The sequence below is a fragment of the Proteus sp. Marseille-Q3619 genome (assembly GCF_965283115.1).
In genome coordinates this window covers 3,744,981-3,769,382 of sequence record NZ_CBDIMP010000001.1, presented here as the reverse complement: position 1 = coordinate 3,769,382, position 24,402 = coordinate 3,744,981, and the positions used below count along the sequence as shown (strand labels likewise).

General features: G+C 37.9%; 22 protein-coding genes. 8 read left to right on the top strand and 14 right to left on the bottom strand.

Annotated elements, in window-relative coordinates; translation table 11 throughout:
• Nucleotides 1-16: 16 nt before the first annotated feature.
• From mnmA to ACWPWK_RS17415, 6 genes are all read left to right on the top strand, one after another.
• Nucleotides 17-1,120, top strand: a complete 1,104-nt coding sequence (gene mnmA / locus ACWPWK_RS17440) for a tRNA 2-thiouridine(34) synthase MnmA (RefSeq protein ID WP_109372906.1) — start codon at nucleotides 17-19, stop codon at nucleotides 1,118-1,120.
• 2 nt (nucleotides 1,121-1,122) lie between these two features.
• Complete coding sequence (hflD, locus tag ACWPWK_RS17435) at nucleotides 1,123-1,752, top strand: high frequency lysogenization protein HflD (RefSeq protein WP_109372905.1); 630 nt, start codon at nucleotides 1,123-1,125, stop codon at nucleotides 1,750-1,752.
• Between the two features lie 31 nt (nucleotides 1,753-1,783).
• Nucleotides 1,784-3,154, top strand: coding sequence for an adenylosuccinate lyase (purB, locus tag ACWPWK_RS17430; protein ID WP_109372904.1), 1,371 nt, complete (start codon nucleotides 1,784-1,786; stop codon nucleotides 3,152-3,154).
• A gap of 213 nt (nucleotides 3,155-3,367) precedes the next feature.
• Nucleotides 3,368-4,042, top strand: coding sequence for a two-component system response regulator PhoP (gene phoP / locus ACWPWK_RS17425; protein WP_109372903.1), 675 nt, complete (start codon nucleotides 3,368-3,370; stop codon nucleotides 4,040-4,042).
• A 1-nt stretch (nucleotide 4,043) separates the two neighbouring features.
• Nucleotides 4,044-5,507 (top strand): two-component system sensor histidine kinase PhoQ, encoded by a 1,464-nt coding sequence (gene phoQ, locus ACWPWK_RS17420; RefSeq protein ID WP_109372902.1) that lies wholly within the window; start codon nucleotides 4,044-4,046, stop codon nucleotides 5,505-5,507.
• A gap of 184 nt (nucleotides 5,508-5,691) precedes the next feature.
• Nucleotides 5,692-6,813 carry a ribosomal protein uL16 3-hydroxylase gene (locus ACWPWK_RS17415; RefSeq protein WP_109372901.1) on the top strand — a complete coding sequence of 374 codons (1,122 nt, stop codon included), beginning with the start codon at nucleotides 5,692-5,694 and terminating at the stop codon, nucleotides 6,811-6,813.
• A 116-nt stretch (nucleotides 6,814-6,929) separates the two neighbouring features.
• On the opposite strand, the gene ACWPWK_RS17410 is transcribed toward ACWPWK_RS17415, so the two are convergent.
• The gene (locus ACWPWK_RS17410) at nucleotides 6,930-7,178 is read right to left on the bottom strand and encodes a hypothetical protein (RefSeq protein ID WP_454209224.1); all 249 of its coding nucleotides are present in this window, start codon (nucleotides 7,176-7,178) and stop codon (nucleotides 6,930-6,932) included.
• A gap of 281 nt (nucleotides 7,179-7,459) precedes the next feature.
• Between ACWPWK_RS17410 and ACWPWK_RS17405 the strand changes: the two genes are divergently transcribed.
• Nucleotides 7,460-8,170: a vWA domain-containing protein gene (locus ACWPWK_RS17405; protein WP_244185042.1), complete on the top strand. Its 711-nt coding sequence runs from the start codon at nucleotides 7,460-7,462 to the stop codon at nucleotides 8,168-8,170.
• Nucleotides 8,171-8,252: 82 nt separating this feature from the next.
• Here the strand turns inward: ACWPWK_RS17405 and pepT are convergent, their stop codons facing one another.
• The 5 genes from pepT to lolC all read right to left on the bottom strand — a co-directional run bounded on the left by pepT (nucleotide 8,253) and on the right by lolC (nucleotide 13,693).
• Complete coding sequence (gene pepT / locus ACWPWK_RS17400; RefSeq protein ID WP_109372899.1) at nucleotides 8,253-9,497, bottom strand: peptidase T; 1,245 nt, start codon at nucleotides 9,495-9,497, stop codon at nucleotides 8,253-8,255.
• A 52-nt stretch (nucleotides 9,498-9,549) separates the two neighbouring features.
• Nucleotides 9,550-10,407, bottom strand: a complete 858-nt coding sequence (gene cobB / locus ACWPWK_RS17395; RefSeq protein ID WP_109372898.1) for a Sir2 family NAD+-dependent deacetylase — start codon at nucleotides 10,405-10,407, stop codon at nucleotides 9,550-9,552.
• 85 nt (nucleotides 10,408-10,492) lie between these two features.
• Complete coding sequence (lolE, locus tag ACWPWK_RS17390; protein ID WP_109372897.1) at nucleotides 10,493-11,740, bottom strand: lipoprotein-releasing ABC transporter permease subunit LolE; 1,248 nt, start codon at nucleotides 11,738-11,740, stop codon at nucleotides 10,493-10,495.
• On the bottom strand, nucleotides 11,740-12,450 hold the full coding sequence (gene lolD / locus ACWPWK_RS17385; RefSeq protein WP_232799426.1) for a lipoprotein-releasing ABC transporter ATP-binding protein LolD: 711 nt from the start codon (nucleotides 12,448-12,450) through the stop codon (nucleotides 11,740-11,742). The genes lolE and lolD overlap by 1 nt, the downstream gene beginning before the upstream one ends.
• A gap of 40 nt (nucleotides 12,451-12,490) precedes the next feature.
• A complete protein-coding gene (lolC, locus tag ACWPWK_RS17380; RefSeq protein WP_109372896.1) occupies nucleotides 12,491-13,693 on the bottom strand; it encodes a lipoprotein-releasing ABC transporter permease subunit LolC in 1,203 nt (400 codons plus the stop codon).
• 193 nt (nucleotides 13,694-13,886) lie between these two features.
• On the opposite strand from lolC, the gene mfd reads away from it, so the two are divergent.
• Entirely contained in the window at nucleotides 13,887-17,330 is a 3,444-nt protein-coding gene (mfd, locus tag ACWPWK_RS17375) for a transcription-repair coupling factor (protein WP_109372895.1), read from the top strand.
• Between the two features lie 86 nt (nucleotides 17,331-17,416).
• Here mfd and umoD read toward each other — a convergent pair whose 3' ends face one another.
• From umoD to hinT, 8 genes are all read right to left on the bottom strand, one after another.
• Complete coding sequence (umoD, locus tag ACWPWK_RS17370; RefSeq protein ID WP_109372894.1) at nucleotides 17,417-17,917, bottom strand: flagellar biogenesis regulator UmoD; 501 nt, start codon at nucleotides 17,915-17,917, stop codon at nucleotides 17,417-17,419.
• Nucleotides 17,918-18,766: 849 nt separating this feature from the next.
• The gene (locus ACWPWK_RS17365; RefSeq protein ID WP_109372893.1) at nucleotides 18,767-20,074 is read right to left on the bottom strand and encodes an NAD(P)/FAD-dependent oxidoreductase; all 1,308 of its coding nucleotides are present in this window, start codon (nucleotides 20,072-20,074) and stop codon (nucleotides 18,767-18,769) included.
• A gap of 442 nt (nucleotides 20,075-20,516) precedes the next feature.
• Nucleotides 20,517-21,056, bottom strand: coding sequence for an alpha/beta hydrolase YcfP (gene ycfP / locus ACWPWK_RS17360; RefSeq protein ID WP_109372892.1), 540 nt, complete (start codon nucleotides 21,054-21,056; stop codon nucleotides 20,517-20,519).
• Nucleotides 21,053-22,072, bottom strand: a complete 1,020-nt coding sequence (nagZ, locus tag ACWPWK_RS17355) for a beta-N-acetylhexosaminidase (protein ID WP_109372891.1) — start codon at nucleotides 22,070-22,072, stop codon at nucleotides 21,053-21,055. The genes ycfP and nagZ overlap by 4 nt, the downstream gene beginning before the upstream one ends.
• 38 nt (nucleotides 22,073-22,110) lie before the next feature.
• Nucleotides 22,111-22,995 (bottom strand): phosphotransferase, encoded by an 885-nt coding sequence (locus ACWPWK_RS17350; RefSeq protein ID WP_109372890.1) that lies wholly within the window; start codon nucleotides 22,993-22,995, stop codon nucleotides 22,111-22,113.
• Nucleotides 22,988-23,569, bottom strand: coding sequence for a penicillin-binding protein activator LpoB (locus tag ACWPWK_RS17345; protein WP_109372889.1), 582 nt, complete (start codon nucleotides 23,567-23,569; stop codon nucleotides 22,988-22,990). Before ACWPWK_RS17345 ends, ACWPWK_RS17350 begins: the two co-directional genes overlap by 8 nt.
• 17 nt (nucleotides 23,570-23,586) lie before the next feature.
• Nucleotides 23,587-23,988 (bottom strand): YcfL family protein, encoded by a 402-nt coding sequence (locus tag ACWPWK_RS17340; protein WP_109372888.1) that lies wholly within the window; start codon nucleotides 23,986-23,988, stop codon nucleotides 23,587-23,589.
• A gap of 39 nt (nucleotides 23,989-24,027) precedes the next feature.
• Nucleotides 24,028-24,378, bottom strand: a complete 351-nt coding sequence (hinT, locus tag ACWPWK_RS17335; RefSeq protein ID WP_109372887.1) for a purine nucleoside phosphoramidase — start codon at nucleotides 24,376-24,378, stop codon at nucleotides 24,028-24,030.
• Nucleotides 24,379-24,402 lie beyond the last annotated feature (24 nt).

The window sequence follows — 24,402 nt, the reverse complement described above, 5'->3', positions numbered from 1 at the left end:
GCAGTGAGATCCAGTCATGTCAGATAACAGCCAAAAAAAAGTCATCGTAGGAATGTCCGGTGGCGTAGATTCATCCGTCTCAGCCTATCTTCTTAAGGAACAGGGATATCAGGTCGTTGGTCTGTTTATGAAGAACTGGGAAGAAGACGACGATACAGAATATTGCTCAGCATCTACCGATCTTGCTGATGCGCAAGCTGTGTGCGATAAACTTGGCATTGAGCTTTATACCATCAATTTTGCCGCTGAATATTGGGATAATGTTTTCGAACATTTTTTATCTGAATATAAAGCAGGTCGTACCCCTAACCCCGATATTCTTTGCAATAAAGAAATAAAATTTAAAGCATTTTTAGAATATGCAGCGGAAGATTTGGGTGCTGACTATATCGCAACAGGTCACTATGTTCGTCGTCGTGATGTTGATGGCAAAAGCCAATTGCTTCGCGGTGTTGATAACAACAAAGACCAAAGCTACTTTTTATATACGTTAAGTCACGAGCAAATTGCACAAAGCCTTTTCCCTGTGGGTGAAATGGAAAAACCTGAAGTGAGAAAAATTGCTGAAAAACTTGATTTAGCGACAGCAAAGAAAAAAGACTCAACAGGTATTTGTTTTATTGGTGAACGTAAATTTACCGATTTCTTATCGCGTTATTTACCTGCTAAACCTGGTCCTATCATCACGGTTGATGGAGAAACCATTGGTGAACACCAAGGGTTGATGTATCACACATTAGGTCAACGTAAAGGGTTAGGTATTGGTGGAACGAAAGACGGTGGCGATGACCCTTGGTATGTTGTTGATAAAGATGTTGAAAACAATATTCTTATCGTTGCTCAAGGTCATGAACACCCAAGATTGATGTCTGTAGGTTTGATTGCTCAACAATTACATTGGGTATCAAGGGAACCTATTACTGAGGCTTTCCGCTGTACTGTTAAAACACGATATCGCCAACCTGATATTGCGTGTACAGTAACACCATTAGGTGAAGATAAAATTGAAGTCCACTTTGATTATCCTGTTGCAGCAGTTACTCCGGGACAATCAGCCGTCTTTTATCAAGACGAAGTCTGTTTAGGTGGCGGTATCATTGAAACCCGTATTCAGGAGTAGACGTGGCTAAAGATTTTCGTGATATAACACTTGCATTGGCAGGCATCTGCCAAGCAAGTCGTCTTGTTCAACAAGTTGCTTACCAAGGTAATGCGAACGAGAATGATGTTGAAGTAATGGTTAACAGTGTTTTTAATCTCAATCCGACTTCAACACTTGATGTTTATGGTAACCAAATCAGTCACCTAAAATTAGGCTTTCAAACATTGAAAGCCATTCATCAGGCGGTGAGAAGAGAAAAGTTAACGCTTGAGTTAATGACTTACCAACAAGGTTTAATCAACCTAGAGCGTATTATCAGCAAAAATGATAATTACAGCTCACATTTATCACAAAAAATTTCTCAATTAGAGCGCCAAAAAAGTTATTTTGAACCCATGTCCGAAGGTGTATTTAATGCCCTTGCTGGCGTTTATGTTGATGCAGTTAGCCCTGTCGGCTCTCGCATTCAGGTTCATGGCTCGATTGATCTATTAAATACCCCTATTATTCAAGCTAAAGTTAGAGCGTTATTACTGACTGGCATTCGAAGTGCGGTGCTCTGGCGTCAAGTCGGTGGTCGTCGTTTTGATTTTTTACTGCATCAAAAGGCTATCCTACGACAAGCTGATGATTTTCTCGCTCAATGTTAATACTTTAAATTCAACCTGGGAGTTGCCAACAATGGAATTATCTTCGCTGACAGCGATTTCACCGATTGACGGTCGTTACGGAAGTAAAACCTCGTCGTTACGTTCTATTTTTAGTGAATTCGGTCTTCTGAAATTCCGTGTACAGGTAGAAGTTCGCTGGCTACAAAAGCTGGCATCTTGCGCCGACATTAAAGAAGTTCCAGCCTTTGAAAAAAACGCAAACGATTACCTTGATGCGATTGTTGCTAACTTCAATGAAGAAGATGCAGCACGCATTAAAACTATCGAACGTACCACTAACCATGATGTAAAAGCCGTAGAATATTTCTTAAAAGAAAAAGTGGCGACTATCCCTGCTTTACATCAGGTTTCTGAATTTATTCACTTCGCTTGTACATCTGAAGACATTAATAACCTGTCTCATGCCATTATGCTGGAAACAGCACGCCAAGAGATCTTACTGCCTGCATGGCGTGAAATTATTGATACCATTAGCAAAATGGCTCAAGAATACCGTGATTTACCATTGCTTTCTCGCACACATGGTCAACCAGCAACACCATCTACAATTGGCAAAGAGTTTGCTAACGTTGCCTACCGTATGGAGCGCCAATATCGCCAACTAACACAAGTTGAGATCTTAGGTAAAATCAATGGTGCAGTAGGTAACTACAATGCACACTTAGCTGCATATCCTGAAGTAAACTGGCATCAATTTAGTGAAGAATTTGTAACTTCATTGGGTATTACATGGAACCCATACACAACTCAAATTGAACCACACGATTATATTGCAGAGCTTTTTGATTGTATTAGTCGCTTCAACACTATCTTGATCGATTTCGACCGCGATATTTGGGGTTACGTAGCACTAAACCACTTCAAGCAAAAAACAATTGCAGGTGAAATTGGTTCATCAACCATGCCTCATAAAGTGAATCCAATTGACTTTGAAAACTCTGAAGGCAACTTAGGGTTAGCAAATGCAGTAATGGGACACCTTTCTAGCAAGCTACCCGTTTCACGTTGGCAACGTGACTTAACAGACTCAACGGTACTGCGTAATTTAGGTGTTGGGATGGGTTATGCGCTGATTGCTTATCAATCAACCATGAAAGGTCTTAATAAACTTGAAGTGAATGAAAACCACCTTCGTGAAGAATTAGACTGTAACTGGGAAGTATTAGCCGAGCCAATTCAGACTGTAATGCGTCGTTATGGCATTGAAAAACCTTACGAAAAGCTAAAAGAGCTTACTCGCGGCAAACGCATCACTGAACAAGATATGGCAGTTTTCATTGATGGTTTAGAACTACCAGAAGATGAAAAAACGCGCTTAAAAGCAATGAAACCTGAAAGCTATATTGGTTTTGCCACTCAACTTGTTGATAAATTAAACTAATTTATCTTTCTAAAAAGGCAGATAATCTCTGCCTTTTTTTATATCAAAAAATTAGAAAACTCTCTGTAACTTAAACACTTTACCCGCTACGGTATTTTTTAAGTGATAGATTGACTATGATAACAATATATTTTTTATCTTATAGGATGACATTCATTTCCTATATTTATTTTACAACAGTGAATTTTTGCTGATTGTACTCAAGGTGGGATAATGCGGATCTTAATTATTGAAGATAATATTTTACTTCGCCATCATTTATCTGTGCAATTTCGTGATGCTGGGCATCAGGTTGATGCAGCAGAAGATGCCAAAGAAGCAGATAATTTTATTGCAGAAGGTACACCTGATGTTGCCATTGTGGACTTAGGATTGCCAGATGAAGATGGCATTAGCCTTATTCGTAGATGGCGGGATAATAATATTACCCTGCCAATAATGGTATTAACTGCGCGCGAAAGTTGGCAAGAAAAAGTTTCAGCGTTAAATGCGGGCGCTGATGATTATGTGACAAAACCCTTTCATTTTGAGGAAATTGTCGCACGTATTCAGGCATTAATGCGAAGAAACATGGGAATTGCTTCACAAACACTCGCCATTGAACCTTTTGAGTTGGATTTATCACGTAAAGAGTTCATGATTTCAGGAGAGCAAATTAAGTTAACTGCATTTGAATATACGATTTTAGAAACATTAATGCGCAATCAAAATAAAGTTGTCAGTAAAGATGCATTAATGCGCCAGCTATATCCTGATGCTGAACTCAAAGAAAGCCATACTATTGATGTACTTATGGGGCGACTACGTAAAAAAATCTTAGAAAAATATCCTGATGATGTGGTGGTTACCGTACGTGGACAAGGCTATCGTTTCGATATGAAACCTTAATATGCAAAAAAAACAGCGCTCCCCACTCTCATTACGAACACGCTTTTTACTTGCTACTAGTGCCATTATTTTGGCACTCACACTCTCATATGGGTTAGTAGCAATTGTGGGTTCGATTGTGAGTATAGATAAAACCACATTTATGCTAATGCGTAGCCAAAGCAATCTTTATTACAGCTTAACGCAGTGGAATAAGGGAAAACTGAACATTGAATTTCCAACTAATCTCAATAATAACAACACCTCACTGGTGATCATTTTTGATGATAAAGGCGATGTATTATGGATGCCTCCCGATCTCCCCAAAGCCATTCCCGATAGCATTAAACATAAATGGCGTCATGAAGAAGGCTTATTTGAGATCTCAGTTGATATCAAAACAACACGGTTAATGTTAAAGCAGTTACCGCAATATCGTGTTTATCTCAAACGTCTTGAGGAATACTCTAGTAATGAATTTTTGACTCACTCAGTTGTGATTAATCATTATCCTGCAGCTGATAATATGCCTTATATGGCGATCGCGGTTATCGATCCTATTCCTCAACGTATGCAAAAAGTCAGTCAAGTTTGGGATTGGTTCTTATATATCATTCTTGCAAATTTATTTTTGGTTGTACCCTTAATTTGGTTGGCTGCACATTGGAGTTTAAGACCGATAAAACAAGTTATTGAACAAATTAGTGCATTAGAAAAAGGGACTCGCAATGATTTGGATGAAAACCCGCCAACCGAGCTAAAAGGCTTAGTCCGAAATTTAAATGTGTTATTGCGTAATGAACGTAGTCGTTATAGTAAATATCGCACAAGTTTATCTGATCTTACCCACAGCCTAAAAACACCACTTGCCGTGTTGCAATCAACATTACGCTCTTTACGTTCGGGCAAACAGATGACGATAGAGCAAGCTGAACCTATCATGCTCGATCAAATAGAACGAATTTCGCAACAAGTCGGTTATTATCTGCACCGAGCATCCATCCATGGTGATCACGATATTACCACGCGAAAACTTCATTCACTGTCAGGATTGCTAGATAATCTTTGCAGTGCATTGAGTAAAGTTTATCAGTCAAAAGGAATTGATTTAACACTCAATGTTTCACCTGAAATCATGTGGTTAGGTGAGAAAAATGATTTTATGGAAGTGATGGGTAATATTCTTGATAACGCCTGTAAATACTGCTTAGAATTTGTTGAAATCAATGTTAGCAATAATGAAAGTAGTATAATGATTATTGTTGATGATGACGGCCCAGGAGTCAGCCCTGAAAAAAGAGAGACCATTTTCCAACGAGGAACAAGAGCAGATACTCTGCGTCCTGGGCAAGGCTTAGGATTATCTATCGCGGTGGATATTATTGAACAATATAGTGGTGAAATTACTATTACCGATAGCCCGTTAGGAGGCGCTCGTATCACTGTGACATTTGCTGAGCAACAACTCACTACAGAACGCGAATAACCCTTATTTATAAAAAAAACCTCTCTTTTTAAAGTTATCGCCAAATATACGGCGTTATGTATGATATCTGTTCAGTTATTATCGAGTTACTCGCTATTACTCACATTGCTCAAAGGAATGTTTAGCAGGAAGTTAGAATTCATTATACTATGGCTTCAGGCTTCCCGAATTCAGGATATACACAATGGACTATAAACTTAATTTAGATTGGCAATCATTCCTCGAAAGCCATTGGCAAAAACGCCCTTTATTAATTAAAAACGGCTTCTCTCGTTTTGTTGATCCTTTATCTCCTGACGAACTTGCTGGTCTTGCAATGGAAGATGAAGTAGATAGCCGTCTTGTTAGCTGTCAAGACGGACAATGGGGAGTCAAACACGGGCCTTTCGAGCACTTTGAAGGACTTGGTGATAAAGATTGGTCTTTACTTGTACAAGCCGTCGATCACTGGCATTTTCCTAGTGCGGCATTAATGAAGCCATTTCGTGTGTTACCCGATTGGCGCATTGATGATTTAATGATCTCTTATTCTGTTCCCGGTGGTGGTGTAGGCCCACATCTTGATCAATATGATGTCTTTATTATTCAGGGACAAGGTCGTCGTCGTTGGCGTGTGGGTGAAAAAATCCCAATGAAACAACACTGCCCTCACCCTGATCTGCTTCAAGTTGATCCTTTTGAAGCAATTATTGATGAAGAATTAGAGCCGGGCGATATTCTTTATATCCCACCTGGATTCCCACATGAAGGCTATGCGATTGAAGAATCGCTAAACTATTCTGTTGGTTTCAGATCACCTAATGCTCGTGAACTTTTCAGTGGTTTCGCTGACTATGTGTTAGCAAATGATTTAGGTAGCTATCGTTATAGCGATCCTGATCTAACTCCGCGTGAGAATCCAGCATTAGTGCAACATCAAGAGTTAAATAAACTTCATGACATGATGGAAGATCTACTTGCTCAACCAGAAGTATTCCGTCATTGGTTTGGTGAGTTTATTTCTCAATCTCGCCATGAGCTTGATCTTGCAGTGCCAGAACCTTTATATGAAAACGCAGAAATTCATGATTTGCTGCAACAAGGCGAACAACTTCACCGCTTAAATGGTCTTCGTGCGCTACGTGTTGGTGATAGCTGTTTTGTTAATGGCGAGTTGATAGATACTGATTATATCGAAGCTGCTGATGCGCTTTGTCAATATGATTATATTGATAAACAACACTTAGGTGATGCATTAACCGATCCAAAATTTGTACGTTTATTAACACACTTGGTAAACCAAGGTTATTGGTATTTTGAAGATTAATTATCAATGATAAGTTATAAAGCCCTGACATATTATTGCAGGGCTTTTTTATTACTAGAAATATTAAAATAAGTCTTATTTTAATATCTAACGAATTAAATAAATTATCGACTCTTTTAAAAGTATTCTTGTATTACGAAAGAAAAAAGGAATAACAACAAAAAATGTACTTTGTAAGAAAAAAGTAATAATGTATGTTTGCTATTTGTCACATAAAGAGAAAATGAGATTAAATAAGTGATTAGAAAATAACTAAAAATAATAATAAATGATTGTTGCTCAGATTTTTTAATCACTTCCTTTTTATGAGAGCTTAGTTGCTCTTCTATTACAGGTCTTAATAATTTTCCTGTTATGGTTTCCATTCAATATCCTTATATTATATTTATTTCTCTTTAATTATAAGGGATATTCAGGAAACTCAATTTATCAAAGAGTTATTAATATTAAGCCTATATTAAAAGCTTAATAATAAAAAATATGTTAGTCCATTATTATAAAATCACTCTATTTTTAATTAAGTAAATTTTTTCATTAATGTTTCGTTTATTTTTCAGCCGTTTCTCCTATTTTATTTGATCAATTGCCCCTAAGATAAAATTAGATTTTTACTGCTTTACTTATTTTTTCGATAATGGAGTCGCCTATGAAAAAGTTTATTGTTTTAATCGCTGCTTTTATTTTACCGACCGTGGTATTTGCAAAAACAGTAGAAACAGCAAATATGAAGGCACCACCAGCACAAACGGATATCATTTTTGTGTTAGATAAAAGTGGCTCAATGCAAGGGTATGAAAAAGATACTATTGGTGGATTTAATACTATTTTAGCGGAAAATAAAAATCGCCCTGAAAAAGTCTATATCACCACTATTTTATTTGATAGTCAGGCTAAAAAATTACATAACCGCATTGATATTAATAAGATAGAGAATTTAACGACTAACGATTATTTTGCATCGGGTAATACCGCACTGTTAGATGCTGTGGGAAATGCGATCACTGAAGGAAATAAACCAAATTCACCCTATAAGAATGTCATGATGGTGATCATCACCGATGGCGAAGAAAATAGTAGCCGTGAATATTCGCTAGAAAAAATAAAATCATTAATTAATTCAGCAGAAAAAGAGAAAGGTTGGGAATTTATCTTTTTAGGTGCCAACATTGATGCAATAAGTGCGGCTGAAAGTATTGGCATTAAATCATCCAACTCAACTCAATATATCCAAGATGCTAAAGGCTATGAAAATGCCTATGAGTCTATTAATAAAGCCGTTCAATCTAAAATTGAAGGAAAAGAGTTAAATCAAGATTGGAAATCTTCTGTTGAACAAGATTACGAAAAGCGTAAATAAACAAACTTAATATATTCTTTTTACTAAAAAATAATAGCCGATATTTCGGCTATTATTTTTAATTTCGAAGCTCAATAAGCGATTAGCTAACCACTTTAGCCTTTTCTCTTTCAGCCGTTATTTCAGCAATGCGCATAATGACACTCACCGCCGCTTCCATGCCTTCTAAAGAGATAAATTCATGCTTACCATGGAAATTATAACCGCCTGTGAAAATATTAGGGCAAGGTAATCCACGGTAAGAAAGTTGAGCACCGTCTGTACCACCACGAATAGGCTTAATATTTGGCTCAATATCACAATCAATCATGGCTTGTTTGGCTATTTCAATGATGTGAGGGAATTGAACAACTTTATCATGCATATTGTAATAGCTATCATCAATCGTTAGCTCAATATAACAATCAGGATGCAGGCCTTTACCCACTCTCTCTGCAATCGCAATCATATTCTGTTTGCGTTTTTCAAATAAGTTACGATTAAAATCACGGATAATATAATGCATTTCCGCTCTTTCTACCGAGCCTTTGATACTTTGCAGATGGTAAAAACCTTCATAACCGTCGGTATTTTCTGGTGTTTCGTCAACAGGTAATTCTTGATGAATACGTGTTGCTAATCCTAATGCATTAACCATCACCCCTTTTGCACTGCCTGGGTGAACATTGTTACCTACAATTTTGATATTCACGGATGCGGCATTGAAGTTTTCATATTCCAGTTCGCCAACACCACCACCATCAACGGTATAAGCCCAGCTTGCACCGAATGCTTTTAAGTCTACATAATGCGCGCCACGCCCGATTTCTTCATCAGGAGTGAAAGCAATACGAATATCCCCATGAGGTCGATTCGTTTCTTTTAAGCGCACCATCGCAGTAATAATTTCAGCAATACCTGCTTTGTCGTCCGCACCCAGTAATGTTTTACCATCTGTAGTAATTAATGTCTTACCAATCATTGAATGTAAGATTGGGAACATAACTGGCGATAACACTTCATCACCAATACCTAAAGCAATATCACCACCACGATAATCTTCAAGTACTTGTGGTTTTACATGTTTTCCTGAAAAGTCAGGAGATGTATCAAGATGCGAAATAAAGCCAATAACTGGCACTGGCCAAGATACATTGGATGGTAAACTTGCCATTACACATCCCTTGTCACTGAGCATTACATCGGAAAAGCCCAGTTTTTTTAATTCTTGAGCCAATGCCTTGGCAAGTTTTAATTGTCCATCACTGCTTGGTGACATTTTTGAAGATGGTTTTGATTGTGTATCAAAATTAATATATTCAAAAAAACGTTCTAATAATTTATCCATTTTGCCCCCTAAGATCTCTCTAAGAACAATAATAGGGAACTCTATAAAATAATTATTGCGTCAAATCAGCTTTAGGATCATTAATTAATTCAAACAATTTATGAACATATTCATCAACGACCTGACTTGCAGGACCATAATGTTTTTCTTCAAACTGACTTTCAACCAAACTGGGTTCAAGATTTAATTCAACGGTATGAGCGCCTGTTAACCGAGCTTCATGGACAAAACCAGCTGCTGGATAAACATTTCCAGATGTGCCGATAGAGATAAAAATATCAGCCTCAGCCAAAGCGCGATAAATCTCTTCCATACCAATTGGCATTTCACCAAACCAGACAATATGCGGGCGTAGTGGCGATGGGAATTGGCAACAATGACAATGATCGGTTATTTCTAAGTCCCCTTTCCACTCAAATACTTGACGAGATTGAGGGCAACGCACTTTTAGCAATTCACCATGCATATGCAAAATATGTTTACTACCTGCTTTTTCATGCAGATTATCAATATTTTGCGTAACGAGTAAAAAATTGTCTTTACCTAAACGTTGCTCTAGTTTCGCTAATGCATAATGCGCTTCATTAGGTTGAATAGAAGGTTGTTGCAATTGGCGGCGACGTTCATTGTAAAACTGTTGAACCAATTGGGGATTGCGTTGATAACCTTCAGGTGTTGCAACATCTTCAACGCGATGTTCTTCCCACAATCCATCTTCTGATCGGAATGTTTTAATTCCTGATTCAGCAGAAATGCCAGCCCCTGTTAATACGACAACTTTGGGTAAATTCATTTCATGTTCCGTTTTATGGGTGAGATGAAAATAACGACAACGTGAATGCTGCCTACGTAAATTTTTGATCTTACGAAACTTCCTAAGCCGACGATGACGAAGTTTAAGTTTCATCATTACAATCCTTGGTTTTCAAATTTAAATATCGCGTTTCTTATCTTCACTAGTTTAAGCGTTTTTTCTTCTTTGTATGTCAATAAACTTATTGTCCACTTAAAATTCTTGCGGGATCTAGTTTAGTGGCTCGGCGTGCAGGATACCAACTTGCAATCAGGCTTAAGATCACAGTGGTAATAAATACAGAGAAAACGTCAATTAAATGAACTTCTGAAGGTAGAAAGTCGACGAAATAAACATCGCCTGACAACACACTGTGTCCCGTTAATGATTCAATAACAGACACTAATGGCGTTAAATTATAAGCAACCAATACACCAAATATCACACCAGCGACACAACCAATCATGCCTGATAATAAACCGTACCATAAAAAGATATTACGAATATGGCTATCTCGTGCACCTAACGTTCGTAAAATAGCAATATCACTACTTTTATCTCTCACCGCCATAATCAGCGTTGAGACAATATTAAAACAAGCAACACCAATCACTAAGATCATCGATAAATACATAATACTACGGATCATCTGAATATCGCTATACATATAGCCATAGTCACTTATCCAGCTTTTTGCATAAACATATTCTTTACTGTTTAAACCCGCATTATGAATAATTTCATTCGCGAAAAAAGGATCTACCGTTTTCACTTCAATCCCTGTAATACCTTGGCCGTAATCCATATATTGTTGCGCATCGGCTAAAGGAATTAAGGCTAATTGGTGATCAAGCATTCCACTGAGTTTAAAGATACCACTCACTTGTAAGCGAATACGCTTAGGCTGTAAAAGCTTAGTAGGATCGTCATTATTAGGAATTAATACCGTCAGCCAGTCACCTTGTTTTATTTTCAACGCATTGGCAACACCTTGCCCTATAATAATTTGTTGTTTACCTGCCTTAAAATTTTGCCATGCATTGTTTTGTACATATCGAGGCAACAGGCTGATATCACCTTGTTTTTCAGGTGAGACACCCATCACTTGCACTGCCTTTAACTCTGTTCCTTTTTCTAACAATCCAGTGAGTAAAATATAAGGAGCAGCAGCGACAACACCTTGAGTATTTTCAATACGAGGTAATGCTGATTGCCATTGTATAAATGGCTGTTCTACTGAATAAATTTGTCCGTGAGGCACAACTGATAAAATACGGTTTTTTAATTCACGCTCAAAGCCATTCATGGCACTTAAGCCAATAATTAAGACAGCAACACCCAGCATAATACCCAGTGTTGAAATAACTGAAATTAAAGAAACCATTCCCGCACGTTTTCGCCCTCTTGAAAAACGTAATGCGGTCACTAATGCAAGTGGCAATTGCGCCATTATTTCACTCCTGAAATTGCGTTTTGTGACTGTAGTTGACCATCTTTCATTTCAAGTTGGCGCTGAAAACGAGCCGCCAGTGACAAATCATGCGTTACGACCAGAAAAGCAGTTTGTTTTTCTTTGTTTAACTTAATCAACAATTCAAAAATCCCTTCTGCATTTTTCTGGTCAAGATTACCCGTTGGTTCATCAGCAAGGACTAATGCTGGATCGTTCACTAATGCTCTCGCAATCGCAACGCGTTGTCTCTCACCACCAGAAAGCTCTGAAGGACGGTGATGAGCGCGATCTTTTAACCCAACAGCTTCAAGTAAAGACATCGCTTTTTCTTTTGCAACAGAAGCGCTCGTGCCACCGATCATCAGTGGCATAGCAACATTTTCAAGTGCGGTGAAATCAGGTAATAGATGATGAAATTGATAAATAAAACCCAATTGGCTATTACGTAGATCAGCCTTTTCAGAAGAGGATAATTTATTAAGTGATTGCCCTTTAAAAAAGACTTCACCTGATGTTGGAGAATCTAATCCACCCAGTAAATGTAATAAGGTACTTTTTCCTGAGCCGGAACTCCCTACGATGGCAAGAAAATCGCCCTTATCCATTTTAAAAGAGACTGATTTCAGCACTTGTGTGGAAATAGAACCATCTTGGTATTGTTTACATAGGGCGTGGCAATCCAATAAGCCATCTTTATTAATGTGCATTTGTTTTTCTGATGCCATTGGTTGTTTATTCAAAGAAGAATTACTCATAACGTAGCGCCTCTGCTGGCTGAATAGCCGCGGCCCGCCAAGACGGGTATAAAGTGGATAAAAGGGAAATGATAATAGCGGAGAAACCAATCATAAAGACGCGTCCCCAATCAAGTGTTGCGGGCAATTCCACACCTTGAGGGATAAGTCCTACCGCGGGCATAATAACGTTTAATTGGCTTGAGAGTAATGCGCCTAACAGACCACCAGCTACCGCCCCTAAAATACCAGCACCTGCACCTTGTAGCATAAAAATGGACATAATCTGAGAGCGTTTTAAACCCATAGTTTGCAAAATAGCAACTTCACCTTGTTTTTCCATGACCAACAAAGAAAGTGAGGTAATAATATTAAAAGCTGCCACTGCTATAATTAAGCTTAATAATAATCCCATCATATTTTTTTCCATTTTTACAGCTTGGAAAAATTCACCTTTACGTTCGCGCCAATCTCTCCAACTTAGATTTTTATCTAAAGATTGTGCACTGTATTTTTCAATATTGAGAGGATCAGTAAAGAAAAGACGCCATCCTGTAATATTACCCGGCTGATAACGCATTAAACGTGCCGCATCTTGCTGATTAACTAAGATTTGTGAGGCATCTGCATCGCCACCACTTTGGAAAATACCTTTAACGGTAAATAACCGTTGGCTAGGTAATCTTCCCATTGGTGTTAATTGGCTTATGCTTGGCACAATAAGGCGGATGTTATCGCCTTCTTTTGCTTTTAACTGTTTAGCAAGGCCACTTCCTAAAATCACACCATAATCACCCGCTTTCAGCATAGAAAAATCGCCATAACGAATATGTTTCGTTAAAGGTTCATCTTGCTCTTTTTCTATACCCAACATGACACCAACGCTGATATTGTCTTTACTTTGCAAAACGACATCGCCTTCTACTAAAGGGGTAACGTTTATGATACCTTCACGCGTCAGTAATCTTTCAGCTATATTTGGATCTCGGGGTAATTGTCCGCTAGGTGATGTCACAATGGCTTGTGGAATATAAGCAAGAATGCTTTCTTGCAATGAACGTTCAAAGCCATTCATGACAGAAGTCACTGTGATCAGTGCCGCTACACCTAACATAATCCCTAAAGCGGATAGCCATGAGACGAAGCGACCGAATTTATCGACCGCACGACCCCGCATATAACGGAGCCCTATATAAAATGAGACAGAATTGTACATGAAATCTGTGCTGTTCCTGTTGCTAATGCGAAGTGTTCAGGGATAATAAAGGGTAGTCTTACTGAATGGAACCACTCTATTCCCAAACTGTGGTTTTTCTTTTATCTTAACCTGCCCGCCAGTTTAAGCTTTAGCCATTAAGCTAAAGATGTGTTGGGAGTTAACTACAACAAAGAGTTCACATTACACGCTTATGTCCTCAGAATATCGTTATCAACTTCCTATAAAACAAGGGGATACTCGTCAGCTAGGTCAACTGACTGGTGCCGCTTGTGCTCTAGAATGTGCAGAGATCATCAAACGTCACTCTGGATTAGTCGTTCTTGTTACTCGTGATATGCAAAATGCATTGCGTTTACAAGATGAAATCCATCAGTTTTGTGATTATCCAGTAGAGACATTATCGGATTGGGAAACGCTGCCATACGACAGTTTTTCACCTCACCAAGAAATCATCTCAAACCGCCTTTCTACGCTATACCGTATTCCATCACTTCTCAAGGGAATTTTAATCTTACCTGTCAATACGTTAATGCAGAAAGTCTGCCCAACGGATTATCTCGCAAGTCATGCGTTGGTAATGCAAAAAGGAGAGGTACTTTCTCGTGATAATTTACGTAAAACATTAGATGAAGCGGGATATCGCCATGTCGAACAAGTATTAGAACATGGGGAATACGCAACGCGTGGTGCATTATTAGATTTATTTCCTATGGGAAGTGAATTTCCTTATCGTATTGATTTTTTCGATGACGAAATAGATAGCCTGCGTACTTTTGATGTCGATACACAACGGACATTAGCTGAAGTTGATCAAATTAATTTACTGCCTGCACATGAATTCCCAACAGATGCAAATGCGATAGAAACTTTCCGTAGCCAATGGCGTGAACGGTTTGATGTAAGACGTGATCCTGAACATATTTATCAGCAAGTAAGTAAACACATATTGCCAACGGGAATTGAATATTGGCAATCCCTGTTTTTTGAACAGCCTTTATCTAATTTATTTGCTTATTTCCCTAAAAACACATTGATAGTGACGCAAGATCTACAAGATTTTGCAGAAAAATTTTGGCAAGATATTAATCAACGTTTTGAAAGCCGTCGCGTTGATCCTATGCGACCACTGTTACCACCAGATGATATTTGGCTGAATGTTGATAAATTTAATAAAGAATTAAAACAGTGGCCTCGTATTCAACTTAAAACAGAAACGTTGCCAGAAAAAGCGGGACAGACCAATTTAGGCTATCAACCTCTTCCTGATTTATCGATTAACGCTCAAAGCAAATCACCTTTAGATAACTTACGCCGATTCCAAGAACAATTTTCAGGTAGTGTTATTTTCTCTGTTGAAAGTGAAGGACGACGCGAAACCGTACAAGAGCTTTTATCGCGGATAAAAATAGCACCTAAGCAAATCATTGAATTATCTGATGCTCAAGAGAAAGGTTTTTACTTTATCATTGGTGCTGCTGAACATGGATTTATTGATAACCATCGTCAATTAGCCATGATCTGTGAAAGTGATATGTTAGGGGAACGCGTTAATCGTCGTCGCCAAGACAATCGTCGTGCTATTAATACAGATACCTTAATTCGCAACCTTGCTGAATTAAGCATAGGACAGCCCGTTGTTCATCTTCAACATGGTGTTGGGCGCTATCAAGGAATGACAACACTAGAAGCTGGTGGCGTTAAAGCTGAATATTTGATGTTAAGCTACGCAGGTAATGACAAGCTTTATGTCCCTGTTTCATCACTGCATTTAATCAGTCGTTATTCTGGTGGCGCAGATGAAAATGCCCCACTACATAAATTGGGTGGCGATGCATGGGTAAGAGCTCGCCAAAAAGCCGCTGAAAAAGTGCGAGATGTCGCAGCAGAGTTATTAGATGTTTATGCTCAACGCGAAGTAAAAACAGGCTTCGCCTTTAAAATGGATAAAGAGCAATACCAATCATTCCGCCAAAGCTTTCCTTTTGAAACAACACCTGATCAAGAAATGGCTATCAATGCTGTGCTTAGCGATATGTGCCAAGCCATTTCAATGGATAGACTCGTCTGTGGCGATGTCGGATTTGGTAAAACAGAAGTGGCGATGCGCGCTGCATTTCTTGCTGTTAACAACAATAAACAAGTCGCTATTTTAGTACCAACCACCCTATTGGCTCAGCAACATTTTGATAATTTCCGTGATCGTTTTGCTAATTGGCCCGTTAACATTGAAATGATCTCACGTTTTCGTAGCGCAAAAGAGCAACAGCAAATCACAGAAAAACTGGCCGAAGGTACAGTTGATATTGTCATTGGCACACATAAATTGCTTCAACCAAATATTCAGTGGAAAGATTTGGGGCTATTAATTGTCGATGAAGAGCACCGCTTTGGTGTTCGCCATAAAGAGCGAATAAAAGCCATGCGTGCTAATGTCGATATATTAACGCTAACAGCAACGCCTATTCCTCGTACGTTGAATATGGCAATGAGCGGTATGCGTGATCTTTCTATTATTGCAACACCACCAGCACGTCGCTTATCGGTGAAAACCTTTGTGCGAGAATATGATGACTTAGTGGTGCGCGAAGCTATCTTGCGTGAAACATTGCGTGGCGGACAAGTTTATTACTTGTATAACGATGTTGAGAATATCGAAAAAGCCCGTGAGAGACTGGCTACACTCGTTCCTGAAGCACGTATTGGTATTGGTCACGGACAAATGCGTGAGCGTGAACTTGAACGTGTGATGAATGATTTCCATCACCAACGTTTTAATGTGTTACTTTGCACCACAATTATTGAAACAGGTATCGATATACCAACCGCGAACACCATTATTATTGAACGTGCAGATCACTTTGGTTTAGCGCAATTGCATCAGTTACGTGGTCGTGTAGGTCGTTCTCATCATCAAGCTTATGCTTATTTGTTGACACCTCATCCTAAAGCAATGACAAAGGATGCTCATAAACGTTTAGAAGCGATTGCTTCACTGGAAGATCTGGGTGCTGGTTTTGCATTAGCCACTCATGATTTAGAAATTCGGGGCGCGGGTGAGCTATTAGGTGAAGAGCAGAGCGGTCAAATGAATACCGTCGGCTTCTCTCTTTATATGGAATTGCTAGAAAGTGCAGTAGAAGCGCTTAAAGAGGGTAGAGAGCCATCACTTGAAGATCTCACCAATCAACAAACTGAAATTGAATTAAGAATGCCAGTCTTGTTGCCTGATGATTACATTCCTGATGTAAATGTCAGACTTTCATTCTATAAACGAATTGCCAGTGCGATCGACTTAACAGAGCTTAATGATCTAAGAGCCGAGTTAATTGATAGATTTGGTAAGCTGCCTGATACAGGTCGCTATCTACTGCGTAATGCTGCTATTCGCTTAAGTGCAATGAGCTTGGGTATCACTCGAATTGAAGCTCATGATAAAGGTGGATTTATTGAGTTTGGTGAAAAGAATAAGGTTGAACCAGGATATTTAATCAGCCTACTTCAAGAACAACCTGCTATTTTCCGTTTAGATGGTCCATCAAAACTGAAATTTATTACAGATCTCACTGAACGTGAGAAACGACTCACTTTTATTGATGATATGTTAAGTGCGTTCGATGATCATAAGATCAAATAACCACATATTTATGATTTTTTGAATCAGTAAAAAGGCGTAATTGAAGTGGTTTCACTCCTTCATTACGCCTTTTTTATTCTTTAGATTTAATCTTTACGGCAAGGTACTTTTTCATTCATAGAACAATAAGGTTCTTGTTCTAAAATCAGCCTACCATCAGAATCTAATGCGATAATTTCACCAGGTTTAAACGTGGTACGTACTTTGCCCGGTGTTCCATCGATAGTATAAAGCACATCATAACCAACAATTCTACGCTCTTGACGATAAATCGGAATGCACTCTTTAAATTGAGGATAAGGGAAATTAGCAATATTACTGTTATTGAGTGCTTCAATCATATAAAACACTCGACACTCTTGCTCTGCGGGGTGAAATCGTGACAGTTTTTCTGGTGTAAAAGGTGTCGGTAAGCCAATTCGGTGACAATACTCTTCTGTCACAAAAACGGTCGATTTAATAGGCGTAGCCGAAACGACATGAGCGTATTGAGGCTGGGGAAATACCCACCTCCATGCAATAAATGAAAGAATAGCTAATACTATGATTAGTCCTATTAGTGTGTACTTTCTGACATTAACACCCACTTTTACCCCTTTTTATTTGTTTTATCCTTAATTGCCACAGATACGTAATAAAAGCCACTATTTCACTCTAACTGGCTAATATATTTACTATTCAATAAATGAATTCTCTAATCTGATAGCTTAATTCAACATCCATGCTGATTAACATAATAAGTAAACCACGTATTTATGACATGTTAAATACACCACTTATTTCTGTTTTAATTACTTAATTAAATACTAACTACATTCTTAGGACTTACACATTATATTAAGATAGATCTTAATTTATTAAGCTGAAAAAATAAAAATCGTCATGCTACTTATAATACATCATTATGATAACACCAAGTTAACAAATGTCGCCTAAAAATAGGCGATATTCCATATTTAACGCATATTATAAAATTTACTTTTAAGATTTGTAAAATTATTTTACCCATTTAAATACGAGTAAAAATAACAAGTTAAGCTTATTTCTAATAATTTTCACTTATTATCTTTCTAATACAAATCTACGAAACACCATAACATTTTATTTGATGAATTAATGAATTAAACATCGTTTTTTATTTAAGAAAAGTCTTAAATAATTTAGCGTAATAAATAAAATAAATGTTATCTTTAATATTACAAGTTTAACCTTAATAATAAAATTATATTTATCATTACTCTATTGAGTTTTAGCGTTATCGGTTATTTCTGATATGGGCAGACAAATCATCTAGTGCTTTATGCTGTGATTATTTATTTTATTTGGATATTCTCATTTAATTATTTAATTTAAAATAAAAAATAGATAAAAAACCCTCATAAAATATGAGGGTTTAAAAAAGTAACTTTTGTCTTATCTGTAAAGCAAAAGATAAATTAATGAAGTTTTAGTTTAGGTCTAATTACTCGGTTGATTGATCCGACTAACATCATAAGTCCAGTTTTGATATAACCATGCAACGCTATTTGATGCATTCGATATAAAGAGATATAAACAATACGCGCTATGCGCCCTTCGATCATCATGTCCCCCTTCATCAAATTCCCCATCAAACTCCCCACGGTACTAAATTTAGAGAGTGAAACTAATGAGCCGTGATCGGTAAACACATAATCTTTTAGCGGTTTATCTTTTAACATTGCTAAAATATTGCTGTAACAGCGACTTGCCATTTGATGTGCGGATTGTGCTCTTGGTGGAACAAAACCGCCTTCTTTTCTTGGACAAGAAGAACAGTCACCAATTGCAAAGATAGACTCATCTAAGGTTGTTTGTAAGGTAGGTTTAACAACCAACTGATTAATACGGTTAGTTTCCAAGCCAGCAATCTCTTTCATAAAATCAGGCGCTTTAATACCCGCTGCCCACACCATTAAGTCAGCATCAATATGCTCACCATCTTTGGTGTTTAATCCACCTTCATCTGCGCTTGTGACCATGGTTTTGGTCATCACTCGCACACCTAATTTGGTTAATTCCTGATGTGCAGCACTAGAAATACGCACTGGTAATGCCGGTAAGATACGCTCTCCAGCTTCAACCAAAGTAATATTTAATGCTGAAGGTGCTAATTTTTTTAATCCATAACTATTAAGCTGACGTACTGCATTATGCAATTCAGCTGAAAGTTCAACACCCGTTGCACCACCACCCACAATCGCAATATTTACCTTACGATTTTCTTCTTGTGCATTGGTATCTGCTGAGTATTTTAAAAATAAATTTAACATTTCGTTATGGAAACGATGTGCTTGTTGGGGACTGTCCAAGAAAATACAGTTCTCTTTAATACCTGGTGTGCCAAAATCGTTTGATTTACTGCCTAACGCCATCACTAAAATATCGTAGTCTAATGTACGTTCAGGTACGAGCAATTCTTGCTCTTCATTATAAATAGCAGCCAATGTGATATTTTTTTGCTCACGATCAAGCCCTGTTAATGAGCCTAATTGGAAATTAAAATGATGGTTATAGCCGTGTGCTAGATAACTTAAAGCATCAACACCATCATCTAAAGAGCCTGTTGCTACTTCATGTAAAAGGGGTTTCCATAGATGACTGTTGTTGCGATCCACTAAGGTGATCTCTGCTTTTTTGCTGCGTCCTAATTTATTGCCTAATTTGGTCGCCAGTTCTAAACCACCAGCGCCGCCACCGACAATAACAATTTTTTTTAATGACATTTAACGTCACTCCATAAAGATATTTACTGTTGTTATTTAAATAGCCTTAGTGAAATCTACTTAAATAATGACAGTTAAATCGTTTCTGCTGTTATTTTTGTTCTTAAGCAAGTTAATTGGAAAGATGGTCATACCAAAGTTGATTTATATCAAAAATATTTGAATATTCATATCTATTTTTTGAAGAAAATAGTCGTTTTTTGCCTTTTAGTGACAAATAAATCACCATTTAAAACATAGGGATATTGGTTTTATCAATTAATACAATGAACTAGAAAAATAAGCATAAAAGGATTGTTAAAATCAGTCGTGATCATTGAGGTGTTAAAAATAAGGGGTCGAAAAGAGATTGGTAAAGAGGACGCTATGAACGTTTTAACTACGTTAGATAAAAAAAATGGATGGAACAAACACCATCCATTTTAAACATATGACTTTAGTCTTACTCTTTGCGATTAAACGCTTTAATTTTAAATAGATGCTCAGAGAGGCTCTTAAATTTATGCGTTTGGACTTCATCCCAAATTACGGAGTAATAAGGTGATAATTCATCAGCAGAACGCTGATTATCTAAAACCTCATCATTACGGGATAAAATCACTAAAGCGTTATCTTTATTTTTAGAACGAAAATCTTTAATACATTTCGTTGAGATATCTAAATATTCTTCAGGTCTGTCGATTTTGTCTGTCATGTTTTCGTAAGGAAAAAGATTAGGATTAATCATTACCTGACGAATATTACATAAGAAACCAATACGCTCTGCCCAATATCCACCTAATCCTACGCCGCAAATTAATACTGGCTCTTTCGTGGATTTAATCACTTTATCCGTTTCTTTCAGTAAGTGTTGCATGTCATGACGAGGATGCAACGTACTGTAGCTTAAAAAGCGGACATCAGGATCAATAAACTGTAGCTGTAAAACTTTCTCATGATTTCCAGGACTTGTGGAATCAAAACCATGTAAATATATAATCATGCTCGCTCCTGCCATTGCTCCTGTAATTGGGTCAGCAACTGATTCGCTTTTTTCCAACGATCAGAGGTTTGTAGCTCACTCAATGTGTAACGACCTCGGTGATGGTACAATGTGGAAATGCGTTCTGCTTTGACAGAGGACAGGTTATCTAACACACTCACCGCCCCTTTTCGGTTATTACACACTAAAAGCATATCACAACCAGCATCTAGCGAACGTTGTGCTCTTTCTGCGTAACTTCCCATAATAGCTGCACCTTCCATCGATAAATCATCAGAGAAAATAACGCCTTGGAAGCCTAATTGTTCACGTAAAATGGATTTCAGCCAGTACGATGAGCCACTTGCCGGACGCTCATCAATCTGAGAATAAATGACATGAGCTGGCATAATGGCATCTAATAACTGGCGTTGAATAAAATCTTTAAAAATGGACATATCATGTTGGCGAATATCATCTAAAGAGCGATCATCACGAGGCGTTTCTTTATGAGAATCAGCCCTTACAGCACCATGACCAGGGAAGTGTTTGCCTGTTGATTTCATACCCGCAGAGCGCATACCTTTGATAAAGCTCTCAGCCATTGTCATAGCAATTTCTGGTGAATCATGGAAAGAACGCTCGCCAATGGCGATACAGTTATGACCTAGGTCGAGCACAGGTGCAAAACTGATATCAATATCCATGGCAATCATTTCTGATGCCATTAACCATCCAGCCTCTTGTGCTAAATGGCTCGCTTGATAACCTTCATTTAATGCCGCATAAGATTGAGCCGCAGGCAGTCGTGTAAAACCATCACGAAAACGTTGTACACGTCCCCCTTCTTGGTCTACTGCAATCACAAGGCGCTCATGAGATGCATCACGAATTTGGCGAACTAATTCATTTAATTGTTCAGCATCGTGGAAGTTGCGGGTAAAAAGGATTAATCCACCGACAAGAGGATGCTTTAAAATTTCACGCTCTTCACTATCGAGTTCATATCCTTCAACATCAAGCATTACCGGACCCATAACATTCCTCTCTTTGTAATTGTGACAAGATAATGTCTTTAATTCGTCAGACTGAAATAGCGACGTAAAGGTTCAGACATTATTAAAAATGATCCATCTTTTGTTTGTTGCCAACGGACTTCATACCACATTAGCATCATATAAAAAATGAATGGCTCTCTTGAAAAAATACGCTTTCTCAATTCCTTCACAGAATAAACATTCGTCTCTCTGGATTGAGCATAATGACAATGATACGAATAATAATAATCCAAAAACGTATTTTGTTGTGCTTCATTGAGTTGGTTTGTTGCAAAGAACGTCATCAATGAATCAGCTGTATCAATATCGGCTGCATATTCCCAATCAATAAATTTTATACTGGAATCACTAAGAAGAATATTCTCAACATGCAAATCCATGTGAGCAGGCGCGTATTTTATGAGATTGCATCGCGGTTGGCGTAAAAAATGTTGTTGTAAGCGTAACCATTTAGCAGATAAACGTTTTCTATCAATACTCTGCCAATAAATTAATAATTCATGATTTAGGTTAAGAGGAAAACCTAACGGTGTGTGTTGATGAAGTATTGCTATTTTTTCAGCCAACGGTTTTAAATAAGTACTAAAAAGTGATTGGTGAGTAAGATGTTCGCCCTGTAACCAATAAAGAAAAAACCACTCTTTATAACGTGTGGCAACTTTAGGTGATAAATTAGATCCTGATAGCTGTTTTAAAATGGCGTATTCTTTTCTTCCATGTACATAAAGCGCTTTTTTTTCATCGCCATAATAGCGAGCAACCCAGTCAATATCTGCACATTGCACGCGAAAAGCACCACCACCAGCGCCTTCTAATGCTGTGATTTTCCATTTGCTTAATGCCGTTGCAGGGAAAAGCGCTTGCAAGGCATTAAGCAAACTTGAGTAATGCAGATCACTCAACCTTATGGCGCCCGTTCCAAAGAATTTCACCAGAAGAAACCGACATTAACTGCATACTGATCACACGGTTATCTTTTTTACCATCAACGGTTGAGAATAAAATATAATCAGCTTTCAAATAGCGGGCCAAGCCAATCGCTGCACTACGAAGACCTAGACTATCTTCACCAGATAAACCGAGGGCTTTTCGTGCTGACATCATTTGCGTGTAAGGCACGGTTTGTAACGCACTAATACTATTAACTGATTCGATAATCGTATTTGTCGCATTTACCGCTTGGATGTTTCCACCCGAATTATTTTTAACATTATCAACAACGATAAGCTTACCTGCCTCTAAATCACCAGTAACCGCCATTTCTCTAATTAAAGGAGTGACAGCAGCATTCCAATTAATACTCGTGATTTTAGGTGGCGTTGGCACAACTTCAATTGGTGGCTCTATCGGTTTAGGTGGCTCTACTGGCTCTGTAGGTGTCACAGGCTCTACAGGTACAGGCGGTTGTTGTGGCAACATAGATGGACAACCCGCTAATAAAAATACAGACATCGCCACAAATAGAACTCTTTTCATGATCGTGTTACCTTATCCTAAGTAAAGAGATAAACTCTGACATAACTAATGGTTTTATCTGGTATATCACCACTAATTTCGGCATCACCATCACCAAGAATAGTCACATCATTTACATTCCCAGCAGGAGAAACTTCAAGTCCTTGTTCGTTATACCAATAAAAACGATAGCGAATAGAAACAGGGTAAGATTGTGTATTTGATAACATGACTGTCGCTTTTGTGCCATTAGCATGGTGTTCAATGGTTGGCTGACCAGCAACAACGCCTACAACTAATACCGAAGGCTCCATAATAATAGCCTGCTGACGATTGAAATAGAGTTTATTATCTGAATGAGATGATAAACATCCTGAAAGCAATGTCGTCATAAACACAGCGATAAGTAATGAACAAATGGCCTTACCTTGTCTTATCATGTATTACTTCCTGTTATCCTGCTGTTAGCATCACATCCATTACTGGCTTAATAATGGCCCTAATGGTTTTCCGCCAAGCAAATGCATATGAATATGGAAAACTTCTTGTCCACCATGTTTATTACAGTTCATCACTACGCGGTAACCGTCTTCAGCAATGCCTTCTTGTTGTGCAATTTTTGCCGCAACTACAAAAAGGTGTCCTAATACTTGCTCATCTTCCGCAGTAACATCATTTACAGTAGGAATAAGTTTATTAGGAATAATTAAAATATGAGTGGGTGCTTGAGGTGAAATATCACGAAATGCAGTCACTGTATCATCTTGAAAAACGATATTGGCTGGGATTTCACCACGAATAATTTTACTGAAAATTGTTTCTTCTGCCATTTCCATCACCTTATTATTTATTTT

What these genes read in the sequence shown, in the direction of transcription:
- ACWPWK_RS17345 (WP_109372889.1), bottom strand. Translation starts at nt 23,569, where the DNA reads ATGAAAAGAGTTCTATTTGTGGCGATGTCTGTATTTTTATTAGCGGGT.
- ACWPWK_RS17405 (WP_244185042.1), top strand. Translation starts at nt 7,460, where the DNA reads ATGAAAAAGTTTATTGTTTTAATCGCTGCTTTTATTTTACCGACCGTG.
- mfd (WP_109372895.1), top strand. Translation starts at nt 13,887, where the DNA reads ATGTCCTCAGAATATCGTTATCAACTTCCTATAAAACAAGGGGATACT.
- lolC (WP_109372896.1), bottom strand. Translation starts at nt 13,693, where the DNA reads ATGTACAATTCTGTCTCATTTTATATAGGGCTCCGTTATATGCGGGGT.
- ycfP (WP_109372892.1), bottom strand. Translation starts at nt 21,056, where the DNA reads ATGATTATATATTTACATGGTTTTGATTCCACAAGTCCTGGAAATCAT.
- pepT (WP_109372899.1), bottom strand. Translation starts at nt 9,497, where the DNA reads ATGGATAAATTATTAGAACGTTTTTTTGAATATATTAATTTTGATACA.
- mnmA (WP_109372906.1), top strand. Translation starts at nt 17, where the DNA reads ATGTCAGATAACAGCCAAAAAAAAGTCATCGTAGGAATGTCCGGTGGC.
- phoP (WP_109372903.1), top strand. Translation starts at nt 3,368, where the DNA reads ATGCGGATCTTAATTATTGAAGATAATATTTTACTTCGCCATCATTTA.
- nagZ (WP_109372891.1), bottom strand. Translation starts at nt 22,072, where the DNA reads ATGGGTCCGGTAATGCTTGATGTTGAAGGATATGAACTCGATAGTGAA.
- ACWPWK_RS17410 (WP_454209224.1), bottom strand. Translation starts at nt 7,178, where the DNA reads ATGGAAACCATAACAGGAAAATTATTAAGACCTGTAATAGAAGAGCAA.
- ACWPWK_RS17365 (WP_109372893.1), bottom strand. Translation starts at nt 20,074, where the DNA reads ATGTCATTAAAAAAAATTGTTATTGTCGGTGGCGGCGCTGGTGGTTTA.
- lolD (WP_232799426.1), bottom strand. Translation starts at nt 12,450, where the DNA reads ATGCACATTAATAAAGATGGCTTATTGGATTGCCACGCCCTATGTAAA.
- hinT (WP_109372887.1), bottom strand. Translation starts at nt 24,378, where the DNA reads ATGGCAGAAGAAACAATTTTCAGTAAAATTATTCGTGGTGAAATCCCA.
- lolE (WP_109372897.1), bottom strand. Translation starts at nt 11,740, where the DNA reads ATGGCGCAATTGCCACTTGCATTAGTGACCGCATTACGTTTTTCAAGA.
- cobB (WP_109372898.1), bottom strand. Translation starts at nt 10,407, where the DNA reads ATGATGAAACTTAAACTTCGTCATCGTCGGCTTAGGAAGTTTCGTAAG.
- phoQ (WP_109372902.1), top strand. Translation starts at nt 4,044, where the DNA reads ATGCAAAAAAAACAGCGCTCCCCACTCTCATTACGAACACGCTTTTTA.
- ACWPWK_RS17415 (WP_109372901.1), top strand. Translation starts at nt 5,692, where the DNA reads ATGGACTATAAACTTAATTTAGATTGGCAATCATTCCTCGAAAGCCAT.
- purB (WP_109372904.1), top strand. Translation starts at nt 1,784, where the DNA reads ATGGAATTATCTTCGCTGACAGCGATTTCACCGATTGACGGTCGTTAC.
- ACWPWK_RS17340 (WP_109372888.1), bottom strand. Translation starts at nt 23,988, where the DNA reads ATGATAAGACAAGGTAAGGCCATTTGTTCATTACTTATCGCTGTGTTT.